Below are 25,849 nucleotides of genomic sequence, written 5' to 3'. Positions count from 1 at the left end.
GAACAACGGGGGAAGCCGTTGCCTGGAACGTGCGCGATATCCAGGGCCGCATCAGCCAGATCGGCCTGACCCGGCCCGGCCAAGCCCGCCAGATCGTGGTGAACAACGTGACCTATGCGGCCTTCGGACCGGTGACCGGTTGGACTTATGGCAACGGCCGCCAGTTGCAGCGCCCGCTGGACCTCGACCATCGCCCGCAGGCGGTGCACGACCCGGCGGCAGGCGGCCTATCGCTGGGCTACGGCTATGATCCGGTCGGCTCGGTCACCGAGCTGAAGAACGGCACGGGCTCGACGGTGCTGGCCAAGTACGCCTACGACGCGCTGGGCCGCCTGACCCAGACCCAGGACGGCGCGACCGGCACGCCGATTGAAACCTATGCCTACGACGCCACCGGCAATCGCACCGCGCTGACCACCTCGGCAGGCACCGCCAGCTACACCTACCCCGCAACCAGCCACCGGCTGACCGCCGTGGACGGCGAAGCGCGCAACCATGACGCAGTGGGCAACACCACCAGCATCGGCGGCAAGACGTTCATCTACAACGACGCCAACCGCATGAACGCGGTGAAGCAGGGCAATGCCGTACTGGAAAGCTACGGTTACAACCACCGCGGTGAACGCGCTCTGCGGACCCCGGCCGGTGGCGCAGCACGGATCACCTTGTACGACGAAGCAGGGCAGTGGCTGGGCAATTACTCGGCCACGGGCCAGGCGCAGCAGCAGGCCATCTGGCTGGACAACTACCCGGTGGCGTTGATCAGCGTGCCGAGCGCCGGCGTGCCGGAACTTGCCTAAGTGCAGCCGGATCATCTGGGCACGCCGCGCGTGGTGATCGATCCGGTGCGTGATGTGGCGATCTGGGAGTGGAGCAACAAGAGCGAGGTGTTCGGCAACCAGATCCCAAGTGCCGATCCAGATGGCGATGGTGTGGCGTTCGAACTGGCGCTGCGCTTCCCGGGCCAGCAGGCGACGGATGCGAGTGGGCTGTTCTACAACTACCAGCGGGAGTATGACCCTGCGGTGGGTCGTTATTCGCAGAGTGATCCGATTGGGCTCGCAGCGGGGCCAAATACCTTTGGCTACGTGATGGGAAATCCGATGAGTTGGATTGACCCTGAGGGCTTGGAAGTACTTGTATGTAGTCAGCCGGCCTTTGGAGTATCCAACAATCCAATTGATCACCAATGGATTCGTACGGATACAGTTGAGGCAGGCATGGGTGGCACTCGTGGAAACGTACCTGGTAACGACAGTGGAGACATGCCGGGCGATCCCGTGCAGGTGACCAACCATGTCGGTCGTAGCAATGAACCTGGAGCATCATGCAAAGTGGTTAAAAATGTCGACGAAGCGAGAGTCAATTCCCAGCTTCAGATAGGGAGATCACTTGGTAGGTGGGGGCCTACCAACCATTGCCAATCATTTGTAGCCAAGACACTTTGGAATGCTAGTACAGTCGAACTGCAGCAAGAGCAGAACAAACGATTGCTCAACTCGAAGGTTCCTGGGCTGAGGTAGGTATGAAGAGACACATGACATGCGTCCTGCTGGCGTCACTTTCTTCGGCATGTGCGGATCAGAAGCAGGGCGCAACGACGAATTCGTTCGACGATGAGCGGATAGAATGTGTTGAGCCCGCTCGACTGAAGACCGAGCCGTGGGGAAAAGCGGGCTCTTTGAAGGGGTGCGAGATTGCTGATGGTCCATTTGTCGCCGCAGATGATGGGTATATTCGTATCCGTGGACAGTTTAAGAATGGGCATAAGGCCGGTGTGTGGCGATGGTACGACCGAAGTGGAAATGTCACTAAAGAAGTCAATTACTCACAGTAGTCTTTGCGGGGGAGGCTGGATGCAGTGCTCTGAAGGACATCCCGTGCCCAGATTCCTCACCCCCGACGAGGTCTCCCTCATCCACAGGCTGCTGCCCGAGACGAACGAGCTGTCCGAACGGTTGTTGAAGGATCTGGCGCTCGCCCAGGTGGAGGACGTGGAGGTCGTCGGATTCGGAGGCGTGGTGTTCCTGTCCAGCACGACCCAGGTCTTCGGAAGCGACATTGCCACTGCAATGCTTGCCGATGCCGACGGCGTGCCGGTGAGAGTCACCCTGTGCCTGGGCAATCACGATCAGCTCTTCGAGCTGGAGCTGTGGAAGGTCGACTTCTAACCGATCATCGGCGTCGATCTGAGGAGCGCTTTCAGCGAACACTGACGCCTGCTGAAAGCGGTCCTCGCTGAAGGGCGTGGCGCATGCCCTTCACCCTTCGGGCTGCAACCGCCCCACCGCCTGCGCGCACAACGACTGGCAGGCCATGACCAACCCCTCCATCACCCGGTCGCCCACGTACTGCCCGGGTTCTCCGTTCTGCCGGGTGCGTTCCGCCGCCAGCAGCATTTCCAGCACCACCCGCAACCCGCTCAACGCGCAATCGGCGTCGGCCAGGGCGAGGCAGCGTCCGGGCAGCTGATGCCGCTCCGGCCAGGGTTGTCCGTCGGCCGCCGCACCGGAGCCGATGCGTTGGAGATTGGCAATGAAGGTGTTCCTGTCCATGGCAGGCGCAGCCTGTGGCGAACCGTCGTCGCCGGCGGTGCTGCGGTAGGCGTGCAGATGCGGGAAGTCCGATTCGTTCATGGCAAGGCTCCGTGCAGGGCAATCGGTAGCCGCCACCCATAAAAGTGGCGGGCGGTACGTGGTTCGAACACCGGGTTGATGTCAGTCCGGCGGGCCCGAAGGCCCCCACGCACCGCCCGCCATAGCCGGCAGACGGATTGCCAGCCGGCGCCACGCTAGGGTGGCGCCGGCTGGCAAGCGCATACATCAACATCAACTCGGGTGTTCGAAGCCCGGCCACCCTTTTCCGGTGGCACGCCATCTGAGCCCCTGGCGCTGTGCAATGCCAATCAGAAGAGTTGCAAACATCACTCGATTGGAGACGCTTTTGACATTGTCCTACGCTGTTAAGCCCCGCCAGTGCTGGCTGGCGTAGTGCTCCGTCCGCAACGTGCAATCTGCGACAGGGGTCGAGGTTGTCACGGCGAACGGGACGGGCGGGGCGGGCCTATCACGACAGGCGGCGCCAATTCAGGCTGCGTGCCTCCCGGGTTGACGCTTTCAACGCCCCAGCGCACTCTGCAGGTTGGGGTCGACAACCCGTTCAGGGGCAGGGCTGCAGGGTGGTACCAGGAGGCGGAACAGCCATGAGCCAACTCACCGACAGCTTCGGACGCAGCTTTCCGTACCTGCGCTTGTCGCTCACCGAAGCCTGCAACTTCCGGTGCAGCTACTGCCTGCCCGACGGCTACCAGGCCGATGGCCACCCGCGTTTCCTGCAGGTGGAGGAGATCGGCCGCCTGGTGCGGGCCTTTGCGGCGCTGGGCATGAGCAAGATCCGCCTGACCGGTGGCGAGCCCAGCCTGCGCAAGGATCTGGACGAGATCATCGCCACCGTGGCGGCGGTGCCGGGCATCCGCAAGGTGGCTATCACCACCAATGGCACGCTGCTGCAGAGGCGCCTGCCGGGCTGGCACCGCGCCGGCCTGACCGCGCTGAACGTGAGCATGGACAGCCTGCAGCGCGAACGCTTCAGGACCATCACCGGGCATGACCGCCTGCCGGAGATCCAGCAGGGCCTGGCCCTGGCGCAGGCGTTGGGCCTGCCGGCGATCAAGCTCAACGCGGTGCTGCTGCGCGGCCTGAATGACGACGAGCTCCCGCAGTGGATGGAGTACCTGCGCGATCGCCCCTTCAGCGTGCGCTTCATCGAACTGATGCGCACCGGCGACAACGAAGCCTATTTCCAGCGCCACCACCTGCGCGCCGACGTGGTGATCGAGCAGCTGCTGGCCGCTGGCTGGCACGAGCGCGCGCGCGCCGCCGATGCCGGCCCGGCGCGCGAGTTCAGCCACCCTGACCATCGCGGCAGCATCGGCATCATCGCGCCGTATTCGCGTGACTTCTGCAAGGGCTGCAGCCGCCTGCGGGTGACCGCCAAGGGCGACCTGCGGCTGTGCCTGTTCGGCGAGTTCGGCGTTCCGCTGCGCCCGCTGCTGCAGCGCGACGAGGACCAAGACGCGCTGCTGGCACGCATCACCACCCAGCTTGGCCTGAAAGCGGCCGGGCATGGACTGCACCAGGGCCAGACCGGGCTGACCCCGCACCTGGCCTCGATCGGAGGATGAGCAACACGATGAGTGGGGAATTGAACACGGCCTTCCACATGGCCGATGTGCGCAACAAGCGCACCAGCCGCCGCCGTGCGGTGGCGGTGGGCGAGCTGCATGCCGGTCCAGTGGCCTATCCGCTGATCGTCGAGCGCCGCCTGCCCAAGGGCGATGCGCTGGTGATGGCCGAGATAGCCGGCCTGCAGGGCGCGAAGATGGCCTCGATGCTGATGCCGCTGTGCCATCCGTTGCCGCTGGAGCTGGTGCAGGTGTTCTGCGCGCCGGTGCCGGAACGGCAGGCGATCCGCGTGTGGTGCGAGTGCGCCAGCGAGGCACGCACCGGCGTCGAGATGGAGGCACTGGCCGGCGTCAACGCGGCGCTGCTGACCCTGTACGACCTGAGCAAGCCGGTGGAGCCGGCCCTGCGCATCGAAGGCATCCGCCTGCTGTTCAAGGAAGGCGGCAAGCGCGGTGTGTGGCTGCACCCGGATGGCATGGACGAGGCCGAGCGTGAGCGGTTCAAGCCGCGTGCGCCGAAGGGCCTGGAAGGCGCGGCCTGCGCGGTGATCACGCTGAGCGATCGCGCCAGCGACGGCACCTATGAAGATGTGTCCGGCCCGACCCTGGTGTCTGGCGTGGAAAAACTGGGCGGCGAGGTGGTGGCCGCCGAGGTACTGCCCGATGGCATCGAGCCATTGGCAGGCCGCCTGCAGGCCTTGGCCGCCGAGGGCGTGCGCCTGTGCCTGTGTACCGGCGGTACCGGGCTGGGCCCGCGCGACCTGACTCCGGAGGCGCTGCGTTCGTTGAATGCGCGGCCGGTGCATGGCCTGGCGCAGATGGTGCGGGCACTGAGTGCACAGCACACGCCGATGGCCTGGCTGAGCCGCGCCGAGGTGGTGCAGCTGGGCAACATGCTGGTGTTCGCGCTGCCGGGCAGCCCAAAGGCGGCGGCGCAGTGCCTCGATATTCTGGCGCCGGTGCTGGGCCACGCCTTGGCCATGGTCGATGGCGGTGGCCACTGATGATTGCCTACAGCGAGGCCTTGCAGCACCTGCTGGACGCGGCTACGCCGCTGCCGGCCGAACGCCTGCCGCTGCACGAGGCCGCGGGCCGCACGCTGGCCCGTGACATCCACAGCGCACAGTCGCTGCCGCCGTTCGACAATTCGGCGATGGACGGCTTCGCGCTGCGCGCCAACGGCGCGACGTTCGAGGCCGGCACCGAATTTGCCGTGCAGGGTTGGCAGGCGGCCGGCGATGCTGGCGCCGAAGGCGGCGAGGGTGCCTGGGAAATCATGACCGGGGCACGCATGCCGGTTGGGCTGGATACGGTGGTGCCGGTCGAGAACGTGGAGATCCTCGCCAGCGAGGATGGCCGCCCGACCCGCATTGCCCTGAAGGCATTGGTGAAGCCGGGCCAGAACGTGCGCCTGCGCGGCGAGGATGTAAGCGACGGCGAGCGCGTGCTGCAGGCCGGGCAGGTGCTGGACATCAACGCGCGCACCCTGCTGCATGCCATCGGCGTGGGCGAGGTGGCGGTGGTGGCGCGGCCAAAGGCGGCGGTGATTGCTACCGGCAAGGAGCTGGTGACCGAGGCGGCGCAGACGCTGGCATCCGGGCAGATTCGTGACAGCAACCGGCCGTATCTGGTCGGCCGCCTGCAGGCCGCCGGTGCCGAGGTGGTCTGGCAGGGCACGGTGGGCGATGAGGTGGCGGCGTTCAACGCTGTCCTGGATGAAGCGCTGGACGCGGGTGCGCAGCTGTTGATCAGCACAGGCGCGGTGTCGGCCGGCCGCTACGATTTCATTCCCGACGCGCTGCGTGGCCGAGGTGCGCGCATCGTGTTCCACAAGGTGGCGATCCGCCCCGGCAAGCCGTTGCTGTTCGCGGTGCTGCCCAATGGCGCGCTGTATTTCGGCCTGCCGGGCAACCCGGTCTCCGCTGCGGTGGGCCAGCGCTTCTTTGTCGAGCCGGTGCTGCGCCGCCTGCTGGGGCTGGCACCGGAGCCGGTGCTGACGTTGCCGCTGCAGGCCGACGTGCGCACGCCGCCGGGCCTGCGCTTCCACGCGCGGGCGCGGGTGGAAGTGGATGCGCAGGGTCGCCTGAGTGCGCGCGTGCTGGCCGGGCAGGAGTCGTTCCGGTTGATGTCCATGCTGCAGGCCAACGCCTGGGTGGTGCTGGAAGGCGAGGGCGGTCTGGCCCCTGCCGGCACGCCGGTGCGTGTGCAGGGCTGGGGTCATCAGGACCCGGTGCAGCTGGCGAGCCAGGAGCCGTGATGAGACAGGTGAATCTGCAGTTGTTCGGTGCGTTTTCCGATCTGGATGCAAGCCGTGAAATCGCGGTGGAGGTGGCTGGTGGCACCGTGGCCGATCTGCGCCAGGCGCTGCGCGAGCTGCTGCCACTGCGTTGGCCGGGTTTCCGTGCCGGCCTGCTGGATTACTCGGCATTCGCCGATCAGCAACGCGTGCTGCGCGACCACGACGCGTTGCCCGACGATGGCCGGGTGGCGATCCTGCCGCCGGTGAGCGGGGGCTGAGCGATGAGCGAGAAGATCATCGCGAAGGTGGTGGACCGCGCGCAGGCGGCGATTGATCCGGCCGAGGGCATCGCGGCGGTCTCCGATCCGGGCTTCGGCGGCATCGATGTGTTCATCGGCAAGGTGCGCGACGTCAATGTGGGCCGGCGGGTGACCGGGATCACCTACGATCTGTTTGAACCGCTGGTGCTGAACGAATTCAAGCGCCTGGCCGCCGAGGTCGAAGGCACGTTCGGGCCGAAGCTGAAGCTGTATGTGGCCCATGCCAAGGGCCGGCTCGGCATCGGCGATGTGGCGGTGGTGGTGGCCGCCGGCAGTCCGCACCGGGACGAGGCGTTCCGCGCGTGCCGGCAGCTGATCGAGGTGGTGAAGCACCAGTGCCCGATCTGGAAGCAGGAGCATTACGAGGACGGCGACAGCCAGTGGAGCGAGGGTTGCAGCCTGTGCCATGTGGACAGCGAAGCTTCGCACTCCCACGACCACACACATGACCATGGGCATTGACCGCGCCCTTCGGGAGGGCGCCGGGTCCAGTAGATCCACGCCATGCGTGGATGAGGCGTTCCCGATGAATCCGGCCGACGCAGCCACGCATGGCGTGGCCCTACTGCGATGAGCATCAACGGCATCGTGCTGGCCGGTGGCCTGTCCAGCCGGATGGGCCGCGACAAGGCGCTGCTGCCCTGGCAGGGCCGCACCCTGCTGGAACACATGCGCGGCGTGTTGAAGCAGGCGGGCGCCGGGCGGGTATGGGTGAGCGGCAACTACCCGGCGTTCGGCGGCGTGCCGGACTGCGTGGCACGCTGCGGCCCGCTGGGCGGGCTCTACAGCGTGGCGATGCAGATGCCTGACGGGCCGGCCTGGGTGGTGCCGGTCGATACGCCGCGGATGACGCCCGCGCTGTTGCTACGTCTGCAGGCCGATCAAGCGCGCGCCTGCACGGTATTCGACGATGAACCGTTGCCGATGCGGCTGCAGATCGATGATCATTGCCGCCGCGTGCTGCGGGACTTGATTGATGATCCGATGGCGCGACGTTCACTGCGCGCCCTGCAGGAACGCCTGGGCGTGACCCGATTGCCATTGGCACCCGAGGATCAGGCGTTGCTGCTCAACTGCAATACGCCATCAGAGTGGGAGTCCATCACAGCATGAAGGTCCAGCTGCAACAGCAATCGATGCGCCTGCGCGTGGATGAGGAAGAGCTGGCACGCTTGCTGGCCGGCGAGTCGGTCGAGAACCTGACCCGCTTCGGCGGCAGCGGCGGCTGGGGCGTAGCGCTGTCGCTGCATGCCGGCGATCAGGCGGTGCTGCTCGATGGCGGTACATTCTGCCGGTTGGTACTGCCGCGCCAAGCCGTTGAGTCGCTGGCGGGGCGGTTGCCCTGCCGGGATGGCTTGGGCTTCGGTATCGCCCTGGATGACGACAGCATGTTGCAGCTCCAGTTCGACGTGGACGTGCGCGACAGCATGCGCCAGCGTGGCCCGCAGCGACGCTCTGAACCTGCGGCAGAGTAGGCGCATGGTGCGCAGGGTGGGGCGCCCCGCTGTCGTATGATGACGGCCTTCGTTCCTGCGTTGCTGCAATGCCCCTGAATCCCTCCGCTCCCTCCGCGTCCCGACCGGCCACGCCCAATCCGGCAGCGGCCGATGACGGTGACGCGCTGCACTTCTGCAGTACCTGTGCGTTCTCGGACGCCTGCATGTCGCAGGGCTATGACAAGGCTGCGCTGGGCGAGTTGCATGTGCTGGTCGACCACGTGGGGCCGTTCCAGGCCGGTGATTACCTGTTCCGTGCGGGTGATCCGTTCGATTCCATCGCAGCCGTGCGTGCCGGCATGGTCAAGACCTTCGTCGATGACAGCCAGGGAAACGAGCAGGTGTTGGGCTTCAGCCTGCCCGGTGAAGTGATCGGGCTCAATGCCATCCATGGCGCGCGCTTCCCCTGCAATGCGGTGGCACTGGATACGGTCTACCTGTGCCGGATCTCGTTTCCGCGATTGAGCCTGCTGGCCACGCGCATGCCGGGGTTGCAGGCGCGGCTGTTCAGCCTGCTCAGCGCCGAGATCGGCAAGGTCGCCACGCTGGCGGCCAACCATCGCACTGAGGAGCGCATGGCAGCGTTCCTGCTGGATCTTTCCGGACGCTATGCCCGGCGCGGTTTCTCAGCCACCCGCTTCAACCTGAGCATGGCCCGCACCGAGATCGCCAACTACCTGCGGATGGCGCCGGAGACGGTGAGTCGGGTGCTGCGCCGGTTGAGCGACGAGGGTGTGATTGCGGTCAATCAACGTGAGATGCTGTTGCTGCAACCCGAGCGGCTGGCGGAACTGGCCGTGGCTCGGGAATCCGGACTGGACTGATCAGGCAGGCGAGGGGCCGACCCATGATGCGAGCGGGGCTGTTGGTGCTGGGAATGCTGGCTGCAGTGCCGGCCTGGGCGGCCGAGTTGACGGTGTCGGCGGCATCGAGCCTGACCGAGAGCTTCCGCGAACTGGGCAATGCCTATGAGAAGGCGCACCCGGGCACCAGGGTCGATTTCAACTTCGCCGCGTCCGGCGTGTTGGTGCAACAGATCAGCCGCGGTGCGCCGGTGGACGTGTTCGCCTCGGCCGACGAAACCACGATGGACCAGGCCCAGCAGCAGAACCTGCTGGCGGCCGGCACCCGCGAGGTGTTCGCGGTGAACGCGCTGTGGGTGGTGGTGCCGCCGCAGGCCAAGGCGGCGCCGCGTACCTTGAAGGACCTGGCCGGTGCCGGTGTGCAGCGCATCGCACTGGGCAACCCGGACAGCGTGCCGGTCGGCCGCTATGGCAAAGGCGCGCTGGAAGCGGCGGGCCTGTGGCCGTCGGTGCAGGGCAGGATCATCACGACGCAGAACGTGCGCCAGTCGCTGGATTACGTGGCGCGCGGTGAAGTGGATGCCGGCTTCGTCTATGCCACCGATGCACAGGCAATGCCCGACCGGGTGCGCCGTGCGTTCGTGGTGCCGGTGTCCGGGCGCATCGCCTATCCGCTGGCGGTGACCAAGGCCAGTACGCAGCCGGTGGAGGCCAGGCGCTTCGCTGCCTTCGTGCGTTCGCCGCAAGGCCAGGCGATCCTGGCCAGGCACGGGTTCGGCAAGCCCTGAGGCATGGATCTGGACTGGAGCGCACTGTGGTTGTCGCTGAAGGTGGCCGGCTGGGCCACCGCGATCAATCTGGTGCTGGGCGTGGCACTGGGCGCATTGCTGGCGCGGCGGCGATTTCCCGGCCGTGAGCTGCTGGATTCGCTGCTGACCTTGCCGATGGTGCTGCCGCCGACGGTGCTGGGGTATTACCTGCTGGTGCTGATCGGTCGCAATGGTCCGATCGGTGCGTGGCTGCAGTCGTGGTTCGGCATCAACCTGGTGTTCACCTGGCAGGCGGCCGTGATTGCTGCGACGGTGGCCTCGCTGCCGCTGGTGTTCAAGCCGGCACGCGCGGCGTTCGAGGAAGTGGACGGTCAGCTGGAGCAGGCCGCACGCACCCTGGGTGTATCCGAAGCGGCGGTTTTCTTCCGCATCACGCTGCCACTGGCCTGGCGCGGCATCCTCGCCGGCCTGCTGCTGGCGTTTGCGCGCGCGATGGGCGAGTTCGGCGCCACGCTGATGGTGGCGGGCAGCATTCCGGGCCGCACGCAGACGCTGTCGATTGCCATCTACGAGGCGGTGCAGGCCGGCCAGGACGGCAAGGCCAATGCGCTGGTGATACTGACCTCGGTGGTCTGCATCGTGATCCTGTTGCTGGCCGCGCGGCTGGTGGGCGGGCGTCGCCGGGAGCTGCGCGATGTGGCTTGACCTGCAGGTGCAGCGTCGCCTGCAGGCGGCCGGCCAGGATTTCGTGTTGGACGTATCGCTGCAGTGCACGCAGCGCCAAGTGGTGTTGTTCGGGCCCTCGGGCGCGGGCAAGAGCCTGACCTTGAAGGCGGTGGCCGGGCTGCTGCGGCCGGGCCAGGGTCATGTGCGCGTGCAGGGGCAGACCCTGTTCGATGCGGCCACCGGCGTGGATCTGCCGCCGCAGCGCCGCCGGCTGGGCTATGTGTTCCAGGACTACGCGCTGTTCCCGCACCTGAGCGTGCGCCAGAACGTGGCGTTCGGGCTGCAGAAGGGCTGGTTGAATCCGGGGCTCGGCCAGCGTTTCGATGCGGTGGAGCAGTGGTTGCACGCCTTCCGCATCGACACGGTGGGCGATCTGCTGCCCTCGCAGGTCTCCGGTGGCCAGCGCCAGCGCACTGCATTGGCGCGCGCCCTGGTGACGCAGCCGCAGGCGCTGCTGCTGGATGAGCCGTTCTCCGCACTGGACCACGACCTGCGCCAGCACCTGCGCCAGGAGCTGGAAACCGTGCTGGACCGGACCGGCATCCCGTTGTTGTTGATCAGCCACGACCCGCAGGATGTGGCCATGTTCGGCCAGCAGGTGGCGCGCGTGGTGGACGGCCGCATTGTAGGCAATTGACCCGTGATGGACGCACCGGCGATGGTTGGTCACATCTGATGGTAGTGCCGGCCGCTGGCCGGCAACCACGGAATCCTGAGCAGCCGGCCAGCGGCCGGCTCTACCGATCCAGGATTCGTGCGGTCCAGTGGTATGGATCAATACAGCTCACAGTGCGTGCGGCCTTCACCGCGCAGCGCGTCCCAGCGCCCTTCGCCAGCGACGGCATCGATGGCCTCGCGCACCGCGCTTTCCAGGTGGCGCTTGTTGCCGCACAGGTACAGATGCCCACCGCGGGCCAGCACATCGCGCACTTCATCGCCGCGCTGCCGCAGTACATGCTGCACATAGACCTTTTCGGCGCCATCGCGCGAGAACGCGGTATGCAGGCCGGCCAGCACGCCCCGGGTATGCCAGTCCTGCAGCTGGTCGCGGTACAGGTAGTCGCGCTTGCTGTGCTTCTCGCCAAACACCAGGTGCACCTCGCGTTCGCAGCCGTTGGCCTGCAGTTCCTGCATCAGGCCCATCAGCGGTGCGATGCCGGTGCCGGTGCCAACCAGCAGCAGCGGCGTCTGGCCGGTATCGGGCAGGTGGAAGCCAGGGTTGGAACGGCAGTACACACGGGCACGGTCGCCACCGTGCAGCAGGCTGCCGGTAGCGGTGCCGAAGCGCTCGCGGCCGCGCAGGGTGTAATGCACTTCGCGCACGCACAGGCTCAGCTGGTCGTCGCGCGGGTGCGAGGCGATTGAATAGGCACGCGGCAGCCGCGCTGACAGCAGTTCACGCAGCCGCGGCAGCGGCATGCTGTCCGGGGTGGCGTGGTCCTGCAGCACGTCCAGCAGGTCCAGGCCGTGCAGGTAGGCGTCCAGCTCGCGCTTCTGGCTGACCTTCAGCAGGCCCTTCAGCGTTTCGCTGCCACCGAGCCGGGCCAGCTCGCGCAGCACGCTCTTGCTCAGCAGGCGCAGCTCGCGGTCGCGCAGGGCGGCCACGGCGGTGCTGTCGCCGTACCAAGTGGCCAATGCCTGCAGCAGGGCAGGATCGTTCTCCGGCACCACGTGCAGGGTGTCACCCGCGCGGTAGGCCATGCCACTGCCGACAATGTCCAGCTGCAGGTGCCAGGCAGCGGGGTCGCTGCTGTTCAAGCGGCGGCGTTCGAGAATGCGGGCGGCAAAGGCATTGTCTTCACCATAGGCGGTGACCTGCAGGTGCAGGTCTTGGCCAGCGCTGAGGTCGCCACCCAGCACCTGGCTTAGCACCGGCTGCCATTGCTGGAAGAACTGCTCGTAACCCAGGTCGGCGTCCACGCGGTGCAGCAGCGGCTGCGCCTGGCGCTCGCTCAGCGCAGCATCCAGCGCCTTGGTGAAGCCACAGAAGCTGGGGTAGCCGGTGTCACCCAGGCCGAACACCGCATAGCGCAGGCCGCTCAGCGTCGGGGTCTGGCGCAGGGTTTCGAAGAACCGCTCGCCATTGGCCGGCGGTTCGCCATCGCCGAACGAGCTGGAAATCGCCAGCAGCACATCGCCGTGGCCGAGACTGGCCACGTCGATGTCGTTGAACGGGAGCACCTGCGGCGCGTGCGGCTGCAGGTCCGCGCCCAAGCGCTGGGCCAAGGCGCGGGCATTGCCCGACTCGGACGCGAAACCCACCAGCAGGCGGCTGAAGGGCGTACTGGTCGGGAGGGCGTTCACGCGGCCTCGTAGAAGTCGTCGAACTTTTCCTTGCTGAACTCGACCAGGTCGTAGTTCTGCATCAGGTCATTCACCACGCGGCGGATGCTGATGTAGGAGGTGATGTTGCCGTCGGCGTCGAACAGCGGCTGCACGGTGGTGTCGACCACGTAGAGCACGCCGCCCTTGCCGAGGTTGGGCACGATCCCGGTCCAGGTCTTGCCGGCCTTGATGGTGTCCCACATGTCCTTGTAGACCGCCTTGGGCACATCCGGGTGGCGCACGATGCTGTGCGGCTGGCCGATCAGCTCTTCGCGGGCGAAGCCGGTGAGCGTGCAGAACAGGTCATTGGCGTAGGTGATGTTGCCCTGCAGGTCGGTGGTGGAGATCACCATGACGTTCTGCAGCGCATTCACGAGCTGGTCGTTGTCGGGGGAGTAGTTCATCGCGGGGTCCTTGTAGAGGCCGGCAGCGCCGGTGTGTTCGGTTCCTGCATAGGAATACGCCCGCGTGGCGGCGAGCGATTTGACATTGGTCAAGCGCGTGGCGCGAAGGCCTGCGACCGGGTGTCGCAGGGAGAATCTCTGTAAAGCCGAGCCCATTTTCGGCTCGAGCGCCAACGGGACTGCCCGCAGCCGAGCGTGGGCTCGGCTCTACAGGAGAGGCACGGGCGGCTGGCGGGCGTACCTCATGCGTACTGAGCTCATGACGCCTTGTCACAAAGAAATCGCCATGGCTTCACGGTTGATTGATCGCATGGAGGGCTATTGTCGTCCTGAGCCTCTCGCTGGCGTCCCCCACGTCCTGCGTCGACTTCCTTCCCAGCACCAGCGCCCGTCCGGGCGCCGCTGGCGTCTGTCTGCCTGAAGCATCCGAGATCATCCCCATGGCCCGCGCCACCCAGTCCGCTTCACCCGTTGCGATCGCTCCGGTCACGCCCGTGCCGATCGGCACCCGCCGCGGCCATTCGCAACCGCTGGAGCTGCCGGAACTGGTGCAGCGGGTGTTGTTCGTTGCCACCGAGATGGCGGACTTCGTCAAGGCCGGTGGCTTGGGCGACGTAGCTGCGGCCCTGCCGCGTGCGGTGCGCGGTGCGTGTGATTCGCGCGTGCTGCTGCCCGGCTACCCGGAGGTACTGCAGCGCCTGCCACAGCTGCAGCGGGTGGGGCACGTCAGCGCGCGGGCCGGCTTGCCAGCGTGCACGATCGGCATGGCGGTGCAGGCCGACGGCCTTCCGATCTATGTGCTGCTGTCGGCGGAGCTGTACGAGCGTGAGGGCTCGCCCTACGTGGACGGGCAGGGACAGGAGTGGAAGGACAACGCGGTTCGATTCGCCACGCTTTCGCATGCGGCTGCGGAGATTGCGGCCGGGCGTGCCGGGCTGGACTGGTCGCCGCAGCTGCTGCACCTGAATGACTGGCCGGTGGCCATGGCGGCCGCCTACGTGCGTTGGGACCGGACGGCCGTGCCGACCCTGCTGACGATCCACAACCTGGCTTACCAGGGGCTGTTTCCGTACGCGCTTGCACCCGTGCTGGGCGTGCCGGCCGAACACCTGGATGAACTGCACTTCCACGGGCAGATGTCGTTCCTGCAGGGCGGGATCACCAACGCCACGCGGCTGAACACGGTCAGCCTGCGCTACGCGCAGCAGATCACCGCCCCGGATGACGGCTGCGGGCTGCATGATCTGTTGGCGCGTCGCGCGGCCGGCGGGCACCTGAGTGGAATCGTCAACGGCATCGACGCCAGCTGGGACCCGCGCCGCGATATCCATCTCAAGGCCCACTTCGGCATTGGTGAGTGGACCGGGCGCGCCACCAACGCGCATGCGGTGCGCAAGGCGTTCGGCCTGGCGCCGTCGACCGGCCCGCTGTTCGCGGTGGTCTCGCGGCTGGTGCACCAGAAGGGCCTGGACATCACCTGCGACGTGGCGCCCCAGATCGTGGCGGCCGGCGGCCAGCTGGTCATCATCGGCGGTGGCGAGCCGCAGGTGGAAGCACAGGTGCAGGCGCTGGCCCGCCGCTACCCGGGGCGGGTGGGCGCCTTCATCGGGTTTGAGGAAGCGCTGGCCCGCCAGATGTTTGCCGGCGCCGATTTCCTGCTGATGCCTTCACGCTTCGAACCCTGCGGGCTGAGCCAGATGTACGCGCAGCGCTTCGGCTGCCTGCCCATCGCACACGCGACCGGCGGGCTGGTGGATACGGTGGAGGACGGCGTGACCGGTTTCCTGTTCCATGGTGCCAATGCCGATGGCCTGCGCCGCTGCGTGGAACGGGCGATGCGCACCTTCCGCCTGCCCGGCCTGCTGCAGGCCATGCGCCGCGCCGCCATGCTGCGGCCGGGTGGCTGGGATGCGGCCGGTCGCGCGTATCTGGCCCTGTACCAGCAGACCTGCCAGGTGGCCGCATGAGCCACGACAGCCTGCATCTGGCCGCCCTGGAGGATGAAGCGATCACGGAGACGGGATTGGATCAGCGTATCGCCCCGGCGCTGCAGGACCTCGTCCACGCGCGCCCGGCCGATGCATTTGCCTGGCTGGGCCCGCATCGCCAGCCAGAAGGCGGACGCCAGCTGCGCGTGCTGGTGCCGCACGCGCAGCGCGTCGAGGTGGTTGCAGACGATGGGCAACGCTGGGACCTGTCTCCTGGCCCGTTGCCCGGCCTGTTCGAGGGCGCGGCCGGTGACGCGGCGATACCGTTGCTTGCCCTGCATTTCGAACAGGGCGTGGAGCAGGTGCACGATGCCTATGCGTTCGGTCCACTGTTGGACGAAGCACTGCTGCAGCGGTTCCATGCCGGTGATGCCGATGCGGCGCGGCAGCTGGGGGCGGTGCCGATGCAGGTGCAGGGCATCGCGGGCGTGCGCTTCGCGGTGTGGGCACCCAATGCCCAGCGGGTCGCGGTGGTTGGCGATTTCAATGGATGGGATGGCCGACGCCATCCGATGCGGCTGCGTCACACCGCCGGCGTGTGGGAGCTGTTCCTGCCGGGCGTGCAGGCCGGTGCCCGCTACAAATTCCGCATCGTCGGCGCCGACGGCCGGGTGATGCCCGACAAGTTCGATCCGATGGCGCGCTGGGCCGAGCTGCCACCGGCCACCGCTTCGCGGGTGCCTTCGGCGGCGCCGATGCAGTGGCACGATGACGCCTGGTTGGAGGCCCGGCGCCAGGCCGGAACCTGCGCACCGCTGTCCATCTACGAAGTACATGCGGGCTCCTGGCAGCGCAGCGACGAGGGTGCGCCGCTGGACTGGGACGCCCTGGCCGACCGGTTGATTCCGTACGTGGCCGGACTCGGCTTTACCCACATCGAGCTGCTGCCGGTCAGCGAGCATCCCTTTGGCGGTTCCTGGGGCTATCAGCCGCTGGGCATCTACGCGCCGACGGCGCGCCATGGCACGCCGCAGGCCTTCGTGCGCTTCGTGGACCGCTGCCACCAGGCCGGCGTGGGAGTGATCGTGGACTGGGTGAGCGCGCACTTCCCGAACGATGCGCATGGCCTGGCCGGGTTCGATGGCACCGCGCTGTACGAGCATGCCGACCCGCGCGAAGGGGTGCACGCCGACTGGGACACGCTGATCTACAACTACGGCCGCAACGAAGTGGCTGCCTACCTGATCGGCAGTGCCTTGGAGTGGGTGGAGCGGTTCCATATCGACGGTCTGCGCGTGGATGCTGTGGCGTCGATGCTGTACCGGGATTACAGCCGTGCCGAGGGGGAGTGGATTCCCAACGAGCAGGGCGGGCGCGAGAACCTGCAGGCGGTCGCGTTCCTGCGGCGGATGAACCAGGCGCTGCGTGAGCGTTTCCCGGATGTGCTGGTGATCGCCGAGGAATCCACCGCGTGGACGGGTGTGACCGCGCCGGTGGAGGAGGGCGGGCTTGGCTTCACCCACAAATGGAACATGGGCTGGATGCACGACACCCTGCAGTACCTGGGGCGCGATCCAGTCCATCGCCAGCATCACCACAGCGAGATCAGCTTCGGCCTGGTCTACGCCTTCTCCGAACGGTTCGTGTTGCCGCTGTCGCATGACGAGGTGGTGCATGGCAAGGGAGCGCTGCTGGCCAAGATGACGGGCGAGCCGGCGCAGCGGCTGGCCCAGCTCCGCGCGTACTACGGTTTCATGTGGGCGCACCCGGGCAGCAAACTGCTGTTCATGGGCGGCGAGTTCGGCCAGGGCCACGAGTGGTCGCACGATGCGGTACTGGACTGGGCACAGGCGGCCAGCAGTGAGGGCCAGGGCCTGTCGCGCCTGGTGCGAGACCTCAACGGCGTGCTCCGCGCCGAACCCGCGTTGCATCGCGACGAGCGCGACGAACGCGGTTTCGATTGGAGCGTGGCCGACGACAGCCGCAACAGCGTTTACGCGTTCATCCGACGGGATCCTGCCGGCAGCGGCCGCACCCTGCTGGTGGTGAGCAACTTCACTCCGGTGCGTCGCGACGGCTACCGGGTCGGCGTGCCGCAACCGGGGTGTTGGACCGAACGGCTCAACACCGACAGCGGTTACTACGGTGGCGGCAATGCGGGAAACCTCGGTGCAGTGCATACCGAGCCGAGGCCGATGCATGGTCACGCCCAGTCGCTGCGGCTGACCCTGCCGCCGCTGTCCACGCTGTATCTGCAGGTTGATGCATGACCACAGTGGCTCCGCGCCTGGGCGCTTGGCCGGTGGACGGTGAAGGTGTCGAGTTCCGTGTGTGGGCACCGGACGCAGACACCATGGCGCTGCGCCTGGAGGGCGTGCTGCGGCCGATGCACCGCGACCCGGACGGCTGCCATTGGCTGCGGACACAGGCGTCGCATGGTGACCGCTACCGGTTCCGCCTGCCGTCCGGCCAGGACGTGCCCGACCCGGCCTCGCGCTGGCAACCGGACGGCGTCGATGGTGACAGCGCGGTGGTGCTTGGCACGGATGGAGCACAGCCCACGTGGCAGGGGCATGCCTGGCAGGACCTGGTGATCTATGAAGTGCACATCGAGGCCTGCGGCGGCTTCGCGGCGTTGACCGCGCAGCTGCCGATGCTGGCGGCCCTGGGCATCACCGCCATTGAACTGATGCCGGTCGCGCAGTTTCCCGGCCAGCGCAACTGGGGCTACGACGGCGTGTTCCCGTATGCGCCGGCCCATGCCTATGGCGGGCCGGCAGCGCTGAGGGCCTTCATCGAAGCGGCGCACGATGCAGGGCTGTCGGTGCTGCTGGATGTGGTCTACAACCACTTCGGACCACAGGGCAACCACCTGCGCGACTACGCGCGCGGGTTCTTCCGTGACGACCGCAGCACGCCGTGGGGCGAGGCCATCGACTTCCGCCAGCCCTGGGTGCGGCGCTTTTTCATCGACAACGCGCTGATGTGGTTGCGCGACTACGGCTTCGATGGCCTGCGCCTGGACGCGGTGCACGCCATTGACGATGACCGTTTCCTCCAGCAGCTGGCCGATGAGGTACGTGCGGTGGCCCCGCACGCGCACCTGGTGCTGGAGAACGAGCGCAACCAGGCGCGGTGGCTGCGCGGCGCCTACCAGGGGCAGTGGAACGATGACTTCCACAATGCGCTGCACGTGATGCTGACCGGCGAGCAGGAGGGCTATTACGCGGCCTATGCCGGTCGCGCCGAAGCACTGCTGGCGCGCTGCCTGGCCGAAGGATTCGCCTGGCAGGGTGAACCGGACCTGCGCGGCGATCCCCGCGGCGAACCCAGCGCCGACCTGTCGCCCGCGCGTTTTGTGGTATTCGCGCAGAACCACGATCAGGTAGGCAACCGCGCTCTCGGCGAGCGCCTGTCGATGCTGACCGATCCTGCGCGGCTGCGTGCGGCGCTGGCGTTGACCCTGCTGACGCCGATGATCCCGCTGCTGTTCATGGGCGAACCGTGGCAGGCGCAATCGCCGTTCCTGTTCTTCACCGACTACGCGCCGCCGCTGGACGAGGCGGTGCGCGAAGGGCGTCGCCGCGAGTTCGCTGGTTTCAGCGCCTTTGCCGACGCCGCCTCGCGCGCGCGTATTCCCGACCCGAACGACCCGGCCACCCTGCAGGCGTCCTACACGTCGCCGCCCGGCGATGATCCCTGGTCGCAGGACTGGCTGCGCTGCACGAGCGGGTTTCTGGCACTGCGCAGGCGCTATCTGCAACCCGGGTTGCTGCAGGCGCGGTCGTTGGGTGCGCGCGTGCTGGGCGAAGGCGCGGTGCAGGCGGGCTGGCAGCTGCCGTCGGGCCAGTGGTGGATCGCGGTCAATGTCGGCCCGTCGCCGGTGGTGCATGCGATGCCGGCCGGGGAGCACGTTGTAGGGCCGGACGCTGCCACGTTGCTGCCCGCAGGCGGCGGCGTGCTTGCCTGTTGGGTCGCCGCATGAGGACCGATGCGGCGGTTCTGGAGGCGGCACGGCGCGCGGGCCTGCTGGTTCGCTGGACCGACGTGGCCGGTGTCGAGCGCGAAGTCGCACCGGACGTGCTGCGCGCGGTGCTGGAGGGGCTGCAGGGCGATGCAGCGCCCGAGCACGGTGGCCTGCGCACGGCCTGCTGTGGACAGCTGCTGGCGATGCCGGACGCAGCCGGCGCAGCGTGCTGGGTGGATGAGCATGGCGCAGTGCTGCCGGCACGCGCCGATGCGCAAGGGCGCTGGCGCGTGCCGGACCAGCCGGGTTACTGGCAGTGGCGCCGGGGCGACCGGCAACAGGCGGTTGCGGTGGCGCCACAACGTGCCTGGTGGCCGCAGGGCACGCTGCGCGGCTGGGGCCTGTCGGCGCAGGTCTACAGCCTTCGCGCCTCTTGCGACGCTGGCATCGGTGACAGCGCCGGCTGTGCACGATGGAGCGAACTGCTGCACCGTCACGGCGGCGATGCAGTGGCGTTGAGCCCGCTGCATGCCGGCTTGCCACCTGGGCCAGGCTACAGCCCCTATTCGCCCAGCGACCGGCACTGGCTCGATCCACTGCAGGTGTCCCTGCCGCAGGTACTGCCGGAGGCAGCCGACGCCGTGCTGGCTGAAGACCAAGCACTGGCAACGGCAGTTGCAGCCGCCACCGCAGCGCGCCGCATCCACTGGCCGCACTCGGCGGCGTTGAAGTGGCGCTGGCTGCGCCAGGTGCACCAGTGGCTGCGGCAGCAGGCGCCGGCACAGTGCGAACAGATGCAGACGTGGCGCGATGCGCAAGGCGAACCCCTGCTGCGCTATTGCCAGCACGCCGCCGACCGGTTCACTGGAAGCGCCGACGACCATGCGTTTGCGCAATGGTTGGCGCGGCAGGGCTGGGCGCAGGTGCAGGCGGGATTGCGCAACGACGGCGCGTCGATCGGGCTGATCGCGGATCTGGCGGTGGGTTGCGCACCGCAGGGCGTCGAGGCGCGGACCGGCGGCGACCAACTGCTGCAGGGTCTTGAACTGGGCGCGCCGCCGGATGCGTTCAATCCGCTGGGCCAGGCCTGGGGTATCACCAGCTGGTCACCCTTCGCCCTGCAGCGCGAGGGCTTTGAGCCGTTCATCCGCGTGCTGCGCGCTGTGATGGCCGGCCGTGGCGGGCTGCGCATCGACCATATCCTTGGCCTGCAGCGCCTGTGGGTGCTTCCCCGCGGGGCGGGCGCCGGGCAGGGCGTTTACCTGCGCTATCCGTTCGATGATCTGATCAACCTGCTGGTGCTGGAATCGTGGCGGCATCGCTGCGTGCTGATTGGTGAAGACCTGGGCGTGGTGCCGCCGGGCGTTCGCCAGCGGCTGGCAGCCCGCGGCATCCTGGGCATCGAGGTGCTGCCGTTCGCCCGCAACGGTGAGCGCTTCCTGCCGGCGCCACGGTGGCGCCGCGATGCGGTGGCCATGCCCTCCACCCATGATCTGCCACCGCTGTCCGGCTGGCTGCACGGGCGCGACCTGCGCTGGCGCGCCCGCCTGGGTGAGCTGAGCGGGCTTCCGTCGGCGCTGCACGCGCGCTCCAGAGAGGTCCAGGCGCTGTCCGCAGTGGCCCGGGGCGAGGGGGCCACGCTTGAAGCGCGTGCGCTGTCGCTGGTCGCGCACGCATCGTCACGGCTGGCGCTGCTCCCGCTGGAAGACGCCCTGGGCAGTCGCGCGCAGGTGAACCTGCCGGGCACCGTCAACGGCCATCCGAACTGGCGCCGGCGGCTACCGCTAGCGTGGGACCAGGACGCGGTTGACGCACGTATTGCCCGCTTCAGCGCCACGCGGCGGAGGGAGCGGCGATGACTCCATTGCGTGCCACCGTACGCCTGCAATTGCATGCAGGCTTCGACCTCGAGGCCGCCGCGACGCAGCTGCCGTACTACGCCGCGCTGGGCGTCAGCCACCTTTACCTGTCGCCGATCACCGCTGCGCTGCCCGGGTCTACGCATGGCTACGATGGCATCGACCCGGCCCGCATCAATCCGGAACTGGGCGGCGAAGAAGCCTTCCGGCAACTGGCCACAGCGACGCGCGCGCACGGCATGGGCCTGATCCTCGACATCGTACCCAACCATCTGGCGGCGTCCCCGCACAGCCATTGGTGGAACGATGTGCTGATGCACGGGCGTCGAAGCCCGCACGCAGAATGGTTTGACATCGACTGGGAGGCGCCGGGCTGCGAGGGCCGGCTCTGGCTGCCTGCACTGGACCGGCCGTTGCACGACGCGGTGCGCGATGGCGTAGTGCGCGTGGTGGTGGACAACGCGCGTCCCGTGCTGCGCCACCATGGTCTGGCGTTGCCCTTGTCGCCGCGCAGCCATCCACTGGACCCCGCGCAGTGGCCGGCGTGGGCCGAGCGCTGCAACCGCAGCGTTGAACGGCTGCATACGCTGCTGCAGCGGCAGCACTACCGGCTGGCCTGGTGGCGCACGGCGGGCGATCAGGTGAACTACCGGCGCTTTTTCGATATCAATGAACTGGCCGCGCTGCGGGTGGAGCGCGACGACGTGTTCGAGGCGGTGCATGCGCTGCCGCTGCGGTTGGTACGCGAGGGACGGGTGGACGGCCTGCGTATCGATCATGTGGATGGCCTGTCCTCCCCGGGCGCCTACCTGCGGCGCCTTCGTGAATCGCTCGACGCAGCCTGTGCGGCCGGCGGTCGTGATCCGCAGGCGGTGAGCCTGCATGTGGAGAAGATACTGGCCGAGGGCGAGCAGCTGCCCGACAGCTGGGCCTGCGACGGTACCACCGGCTATGACTTCATGGACCAGACCGGTGCCTGGTTGCACGATCCGGCGGCTGCCCCCGCGCTCTCGCGCACGTGGCAGGCGCTGGGCGGTGACTCGCGCAGCTTTGACCGGATTCAGCAGGACGCTCGCGGCATGATGTTGCGCCAGGGCCTTCACGCAGACTTCCAGCGGCTGCTGCGCAGTGCGCAGCAGGTCCTGCAGCCCCGGCTGGCCGAGGCCGATATCGGAGTGGCTGCGCTGGCACGCGCATTGGCTTCATTGCTGCGGCATTACCGCACCTACCGGCCCTATTCGCTGGAGGGGGCGGGTGAACGAAAGGCGCTGGTGGACGCTGCCGGTGCTGCGCGCGAGGCGCTGGACGGTGCCGCACGCGCCGCGCTGGATCTGCTGCTGCAGGCACTTCCCGGCCAGGCGCCGGCTGAAACCGAGCTGCGCGTACGGTTCGGGCAGCTGGCCGCGCCGCTGAATGCCAAGTCGGTGGAAGATACCGGGTTCTATCGCTATTTCAGGCTGCTGTCGCGCAACGAAGTCGGCAGTGATCCGCAGCGGCTGGGCATGGAAGGGCGCGAGCTGCTGGAACATGCAGCCGGGCGCCTGCGGCGCCATCCCAGGGCGCTGCTTGCGCTGGCCACCCACGATCACAAGCGCGGGGCCGACAGCCGGGCACGGCTGGCGGTTCTCAGTACCTGCACGGTCGAGTGGCGGGACGCGGTGCGGCGCTGGAGCCGGATGGCGACCCACGCCGGCGCGCCGATGCCGTTGCCGGGTGCCGAGACCTATGCGCTATGGCAGGCGCTCGTCGCCGCGTGGCCGATGCACGGTACCCCCGGCGCCGACTTCGCATCGAGGATGGTGCAATGGCTGACCAAGGCATTGCGCGAGGGTAAACGGGTCAGCAGCTGGTCCGATCCCAACGTGGCCGTGGAGGAGGCCGCCGCGCAGTGGCTGCACGCGCTGCTGGATGGAGCGCCATTGCAGCCGGTGCGGGAGGCGCTGGCGACGTTCGTGGCGCGCATCGCGCCGGCGGGCGCCTGCAACGGCCTGGCACAGCTGTGCCTGCAGCACTGCCTGCCCGGCGTGCCCGACCTCTACCAGGGCGGCGAAGGCTGGGACCTGAGCCTGGTGGACCCGGACAACCGGTACGCGGTGGACTATCCGGCGCGGCACGCGTGGCTGCGTGATGCGCGCGGGTGGCCCGCGCTGCTGGATGACTGGCGGGACGGTGGGATCAAGGCATTCCTGCTCCGGCAGTTGCTCGATTGCCGCCGCAGGCACCCGCATCTTTTCCTGCACGGCGCGCTGCAGCCGCTGTCCGCGCCTGCGCGCTCGCCGTGGCTGGCGTTCACGCGCAGGCATCAGGCGCAGGTGCTGCTGGTGGTCGTACGGCGAAGTTCGCCCACCACCATGCCGGGGCCCAGCCTGCACATTCCGCGCGACGTCGGCAGCGGCGTGACGCTGCGTGGGCTGCCGGCAGGCCCCATGCGCAATGTCCTGGACGGGCGCATCGAACATTTCAACGCAACCGCGGACGTGGCCGGGCTTCTGGCTGGCAGCCCGTTGGCGATATGGATCAACGAGGAGACAGGTAGGGATGGACAGCAGGGAACGACGGCAGCGGATTGAGGCACTTGCCCACCAGATCTGGGAGGCAGAAGGGCGCCCGGACGACCAGCAGCAACGGCACTGGCACATGGCCGAGCGGCTGGTGGAAGCCGAGATTGCCGCCGCGCGCGGGGAGGAGGGCACTGATGGCGAGCCGTAAGTGGACGCAGACCTCGCGGGTGCGCGAAGGCCGGCCGTTCCCGCTGGGGGCGACCTGGGACGGATTGGGTGTGAACTTCGCGCTGTACTCGCGGCACGCCACGCGGGTGGAACTCTGCCTGTTCGATGGACGCAACCGCGAAGTGGAACGCATCGCGCTGCCCGAGTACACCAACGAGATCTGGCATGGTTACCTGCCGGACGTGCGGCCCGGGCAGCGTTACGGCTACCGGGTGCACGGCCCGTATGCGCCGGAAGAGGGCCATCGCTTCAATCCCAACAAGCTGCTGCTGGACCCCTACGCCAAGCAGATCGTCGGCGAACTGAAGTGGGCCCCCCACCTGTTCGGCTACACCCTGGGTCACCGCGATGGCGATCTCAGTTTCGACCGCCGCGACAGCGCCAGCTACATGCCGCGCTGCGCCGTGATCGACCCGGCCTTCAGCTGGGGTGTCGAGCGTGCACCTGCCACGCCCTGGGACCGGACCGTGATCTATGAAGCGCATGTGCGCGGGCTGACCATGCAGCATCCCGATGTCCCGCAGGCCGAGCGTGGCACCTTCTCTGCCCTGCGCCATGACGCAGTGGTCGACCACCTCAGCCATCTGGGCGTGACCGCCATCGAACTGCTACCCGTGCACGCATACGTCGATGACCAGCAGCTGCTCGAGCGCGGGCTGCGCAATTACTGGGGGTACAACACCATCGGCTTCTTCGCGCCGCAGCCTCGCTACCTGTCGCTGGGCATCGTGGCCGAGTTCAAGCAGATGGTCGCGCGGCTGCACAATGCCGGCATCGAAGTGATCCTGGACGTGGTCTACAACCACACCGCCGAAGGCAATGAGCTGGGCCCTACGCTGTCCTTCAAGGGCATCGACAACGCCAGCTACTACCGCCTGGCCGATGATCGCCGCTACTACATCAACGATACCGGCACCGGAAATACGTTCGACCTGACCAATGCCGGTGCGCTGCGCATGGTCATGGACTCTCTGCGCTACTGGGTGACCGAGATGCGGGTGGATGGGTTCCGCTTCGACCTGGCAACCATCCTCGGCCGCGAACGGCATGGCTTCGACGCCTCGGGCAGCTTCCTCGATGCGGTACGCCAGGACCCGATCCTGAGCCAGGTGAAGCTGATTGCCGAGCCATGGGACATCGGCCCGGGCGGCTACCAGCTGGGCCAGTTTCCGCCGGGCTGGGCCGAATGGAACGACCGCTTCCGCGACACGGTGCGCGCGCTGTGGCGTGGCGATGGCGGGCAGCTGGCGGAGTTTGCCACGCGCTTCACCGGCTCGGCCGACCTGTTCGAACACCACGGCAGGCGGCCGTCGGCCAGCATCAATCTGGTGACGGCGCATGATGGATTCACCCTGCACGATCTGGTCAGCTACAACGATCGCCACAACGAGGCCAACGGCGAGGACAACCGTGACGGCCACTCGCACAACCTTTCCAGCAACCACGGCGTGGAGGGAGACACCGATGATGCGGCGATCCTTTCGTTGCGTGCGCGGCAGATGCGCAACCTGCTGGCCACGCTGCTGCTCGCGCAGGGCACGCCGATGCTGCTCGCCGGGGATGAGTTCGGCCATTCGCAGCAGGGCAACAACAACGCCTACTGCCAGGACAATCCACTGAGCTGGATCGACTGGGAGCGCGCAGCATTGCCGGCTGCACAGGCGCAGGTGGCGTTCGTGCGGCGGGCGCTGTCACTGCGCCGGCGCTACGGCCTGCTGCGCCGGAACCGGTTCCTGCGCGGCGAGTACGATGAGGCGCTGGGCCTGCGCGATATCGACTGGCGGCATCCCGATGGTCGCGGCATGGAGGAAGCGGACTGGCATGACGCAGGGCTGCGTGCGCTGCTGATCGTGCTGGACGGTCGCAGTCCGGACAGTGGCCTGCGCGAGCCCGGGCGGCATGTCAGCCTGGCCCTGCTGTTGAACGCCGGGGAGCAGCCGCAGCGGTTCTGTGTGTCAGACGACGCCCTGTCGTTCCGGCGCGTACTCCTGCAGACCGACGAAACGCCGTTGGAGCCGGATGAGGAAGGCGCCTGGACGCTGCCGCCGCGCAGCCTGTGCCTGCTGGCGGCAAGCAGCAGCGCGTGATTGCACTGCTGCG

The 25,849-nt window shown here is 67.8% G+C and carries 22 protein-coding genes and 1 pseudogene; 20 read left to right on the top strand and 3 right to left on the bottom strand.

Going from position 1 to position 25,849, the window contains the following annotated elements:
• Positions 1–14 precede the first annotated feature (14 nt).
• Together AC5P6A_RS05710 and AC5P6A_RS05705 are read left to right on the top strand one after the other, a co-directional pair.
• A pseudogene (locus AC5P6A_RS05710) lies at positions 15–1,130 on the top strand (RHS repeat-associated core domain-containing protein); the annotation flags it as partial.
• 750 nt (positions 1,131–1,880) lie between these two features.
• Positions 1,881–2,171: a DUF6984 family protein gene (locus AC5P6A_RS05705; protein ID WP_346714892.1), complete on the top strand. Its 291-nt coding sequence runs from the start codon at positions 1,881–1,883 to the stop codon at positions 2,169–2,171.
• A 90-nt stretch (positions 2,172–2,261) separates the two neighbouring features.
• Here the strand turns inward: AC5P6A_RS05705 and AC5P6A_RS05700 are convergent, their stop codons facing one another.
• Entirely contained in the window at positions 2,262–2,636 is a 375-nt protein-coding gene (locus AC5P6A_RS05700; protein ID WP_171952983.1) for a hypothetical protein, read from the bottom strand.
• A gap of 566 nt (positions 2,637–3,202) precedes the next feature.
• On the opposite strand from AC5P6A_RS05700, the gene moaA reads away from it, so the two are divergent.
• From moaA to AC5P6A_RS05645, 11 genes are all read left to right on the top strand, one after another.
• Positions 3,203–4,183, top strand: a complete 981-nt coding sequence (gene moaA, locus AC5P6A_RS05695; RefSeq protein WP_495222261.1) for a GTP 3',8-cyclase MoaA — start codon at positions 3,203–3,205, stop codon at positions 4,181–4,183.
• An 8-nt stretch (positions 4,184–4,191) separates the two neighbouring features.
• Positions 4,192–5,187, top strand: coding sequence for a bifunctional molybdenum cofactor biosynthesis protein MoaC/MoaB (gene moaCB, locus AC5P6A_RS05690; protein WP_346473935.1), 996 nt, complete (start codon positions 4,192–4,194; stop codon positions 5,185–5,187).
• Entirely contained in the window at positions 5,187–6,440 is a 1,254-nt protein-coding gene (locus AC5P6A_RS05685; protein ID WP_346714891.1) for a molybdopterin molybdotransferase MoeA, read from the top strand. The genes moaCB and AC5P6A_RS05685 overlap by 1 nt, the downstream gene beginning before the upstream one ends.
• The gene (locus AC5P6A_RS05680) at positions 6,440–6,700 is read left to right on the top strand and encodes a MoaD/ThiS family protein (RefSeq protein ID WP_021204222.1); all 261 of its coding nucleotides are present in this window, start codon (positions 6,440–6,442) and stop codon (positions 6,698–6,700) included. Before AC5P6A_RS05685 ends, AC5P6A_RS05680 begins: the two co-directional genes overlap by 1 nt.
• Before the next feature lie 3 nt (positions 6,701–6,703).
• Entirely contained in the window at positions 6,704–7,204 is a 501-nt protein-coding gene (locus AC5P6A_RS05675) for a molybdenum cofactor biosynthesis protein MoaE (RefSeq protein WP_308305671.1), read from the top strand.
• Between the two features lie 108 nt (positions 7,205–7,312).
• A complete protein-coding gene (gene mobA / locus AC5P6A_RS05670) occupies positions 7,313–7,855 on the top strand; it encodes a molybdenum cofactor guanylyltransferase (protein ID WP_058981727.1) in 543 nt (180 codons plus the stop codon).
• Complete coding sequence (locus AC5P6A_RS05665) at positions 7,852–8,217, top strand: hypothetical protein (protein ID WP_164144752.1); 366 nt, start codon at positions 7,852–7,854, stop codon at positions 8,215–8,217. The genes mobA and AC5P6A_RS05665 overlap by 4 nt, the downstream gene beginning before the upstream one ends.
• A 68-nt stretch (positions 8,218–8,285) precedes the next feature.
• Positions 8,286–9,062: a helix-turn-helix domain-containing protein gene (locus AC5P6A_RS05660; protein WP_308305670.1), complete on the top strand. Its 777-nt coding sequence runs from the start codon at positions 8,286–8,288 to the stop codon at positions 9,060–9,062.
• A 23-nt stretch (positions 9,063–9,085) separates the two neighbouring features.
• On the top strand, positions 9,086–9,829 hold the full coding sequence (gene modA / locus AC5P6A_RS05655) for a molybdate ABC transporter substrate-binding protein (RefSeq protein ID WP_308305669.1): 744 nt from the start codon (positions 9,086–9,088) through the stop codon (positions 9,827–9,829).
• Positions 9,830–9,832: 3 nt separating this feature from the next.
• Entirely contained in the window at positions 9,833–10,516 is a 684-nt protein-coding gene (gene modB, locus AC5P6A_RS05650; protein WP_021204216.1) for a molybdate ABC transporter permease subunit, read from the top strand.
• Positions 10,506–11,174, top strand: coding sequence for a sulfate/molybdate ABC transporter ATP-binding protein (locus tag AC5P6A_RS05645; protein WP_171952988.1), 669 nt, complete (start codon positions 10,506–10,508; stop codon positions 11,172–11,174). The genes modB and AC5P6A_RS05645 overlap by 11 nt, the downstream gene beginning before the upstream one ends.
• A 137-nt stretch (positions 11,175–11,311) precedes the next feature.
• Here the strand turns inward: AC5P6A_RS05645 and AC5P6A_RS05640 are convergent, their stop codons facing one another.
• Positions 11,312–12,841, bottom strand: a complete 1,530-nt coding sequence (locus AC5P6A_RS05640; RefSeq protein WP_346714890.1) for a diflavin oxidoreductase — start codon at positions 12,839–12,841, stop codon at positions 11,312–11,314.
• Positions 12,838–13,266, bottom strand: a complete 429-nt coding sequence (locus AC5P6A_RS05635) for a PAS domain-containing protein (protein ID WP_026347009.1) — start codon at positions 13,264–13,266, stop codon at positions 12,838–12,840. The genes AC5P6A_RS05640 and AC5P6A_RS05635 overlap by 4 nt, the downstream gene beginning before the upstream one ends.
• A gap of 440 nt (positions 13,267–13,706) precedes the next feature.
• Here AC5P6A_RS05635 and glgA point away from each other — a divergent pair, with 440 nt between their 5' ends.
• From glgA to glgX, 7 genes are read left to right on the top strand one after another with little or no spacing between them, the layout of a single operon-like run.
• Positions 13,707–15,233: a glycogen synthase GlgA gene (gene glgA / locus AC5P6A_RS05630; RefSeq protein ID WP_019659881.1), complete on the top strand. Its 1,527-nt coding sequence runs from the start codon at positions 13,707–13,709 to the stop codon at positions 15,231–15,233.
• Positions 15,230–17,464, top strand: a complete 2,235-nt coding sequence (locus tag AC5P6A_RS05625) for a 1,4-alpha-glucan branching enzyme (RefSeq protein WP_308305667.1) — start codon at positions 15,230–15,232, stop codon at positions 17,462–17,464. Before glgA ends, AC5P6A_RS05625 begins: the two co-directional genes overlap by 4 nt.
• Complete coding sequence (gene treZ / locus AC5P6A_RS05620; RefSeq protein ID WP_308305666.1) at positions 17,461–19,179, top strand: malto-oligosyltrehalose trehalohydrolase; 1,719 nt, start codon at positions 17,461–17,463, stop codon at positions 19,177–19,179. The genes AC5P6A_RS05625 and treZ overlap by 4 nt, the downstream gene beginning before the upstream one ends.
• A complete protein-coding gene (locus AC5P6A_RS05615) occupies positions 19,176–21,020 on the top strand; it encodes a 4-alpha-glucanotransferase (RefSeq protein WP_134729029.1) in 1,845 nt (614 codons plus the stop codon). The genes treZ and AC5P6A_RS05615 overlap by 4 nt, the downstream gene beginning before the upstream one ends.
• Positions 21,017–23,590, top strand: coding sequence for a malto-oligosyltrehalose synthase (gene treY / locus AC5P6A_RS05610; RefSeq protein ID WP_164144760.1), 2,574 nt, complete (start codon positions 21,017–21,019; stop codon positions 23,588–23,590). The genes AC5P6A_RS05615 and treY overlap by 4 nt, the downstream gene beginning before the upstream one ends.
• Complete coding sequence (locus tag AC5P6A_RS05605; protein WP_080352942.1) at positions 23,559–23,729, top strand: DUF2934 domain-containing protein; 171 nt, start codon at positions 23,559–23,561, stop codon at positions 23,727–23,729. The genes treY and AC5P6A_RS05605 overlap by 32 nt, the downstream gene beginning before the upstream one ends.
• Positions 23,716–25,836, top strand: a complete 2,121-nt coding sequence (gene glgX, locus AC5P6A_RS05600) for a glycogen debranching protein GlgX (RefSeq protein WP_171952994.1) — start codon at positions 23,716–23,718, stop codon at positions 25,834–25,836. Before AC5P6A_RS05605 ends, glgX begins: the two co-directional genes overlap by 14 nt.
• Positions 25,837–25,849 lie beyond the last annotated feature (13 nt).

Source organism: Stenotrophomonas sp. YJH_SMC_20 (assembly GCF_059367845.1).
The sequence above is the reverse complement of the archived record's forward strand: the minus strand, read 5'-3'. Positions and strand labels throughout refer to the sequence as shown.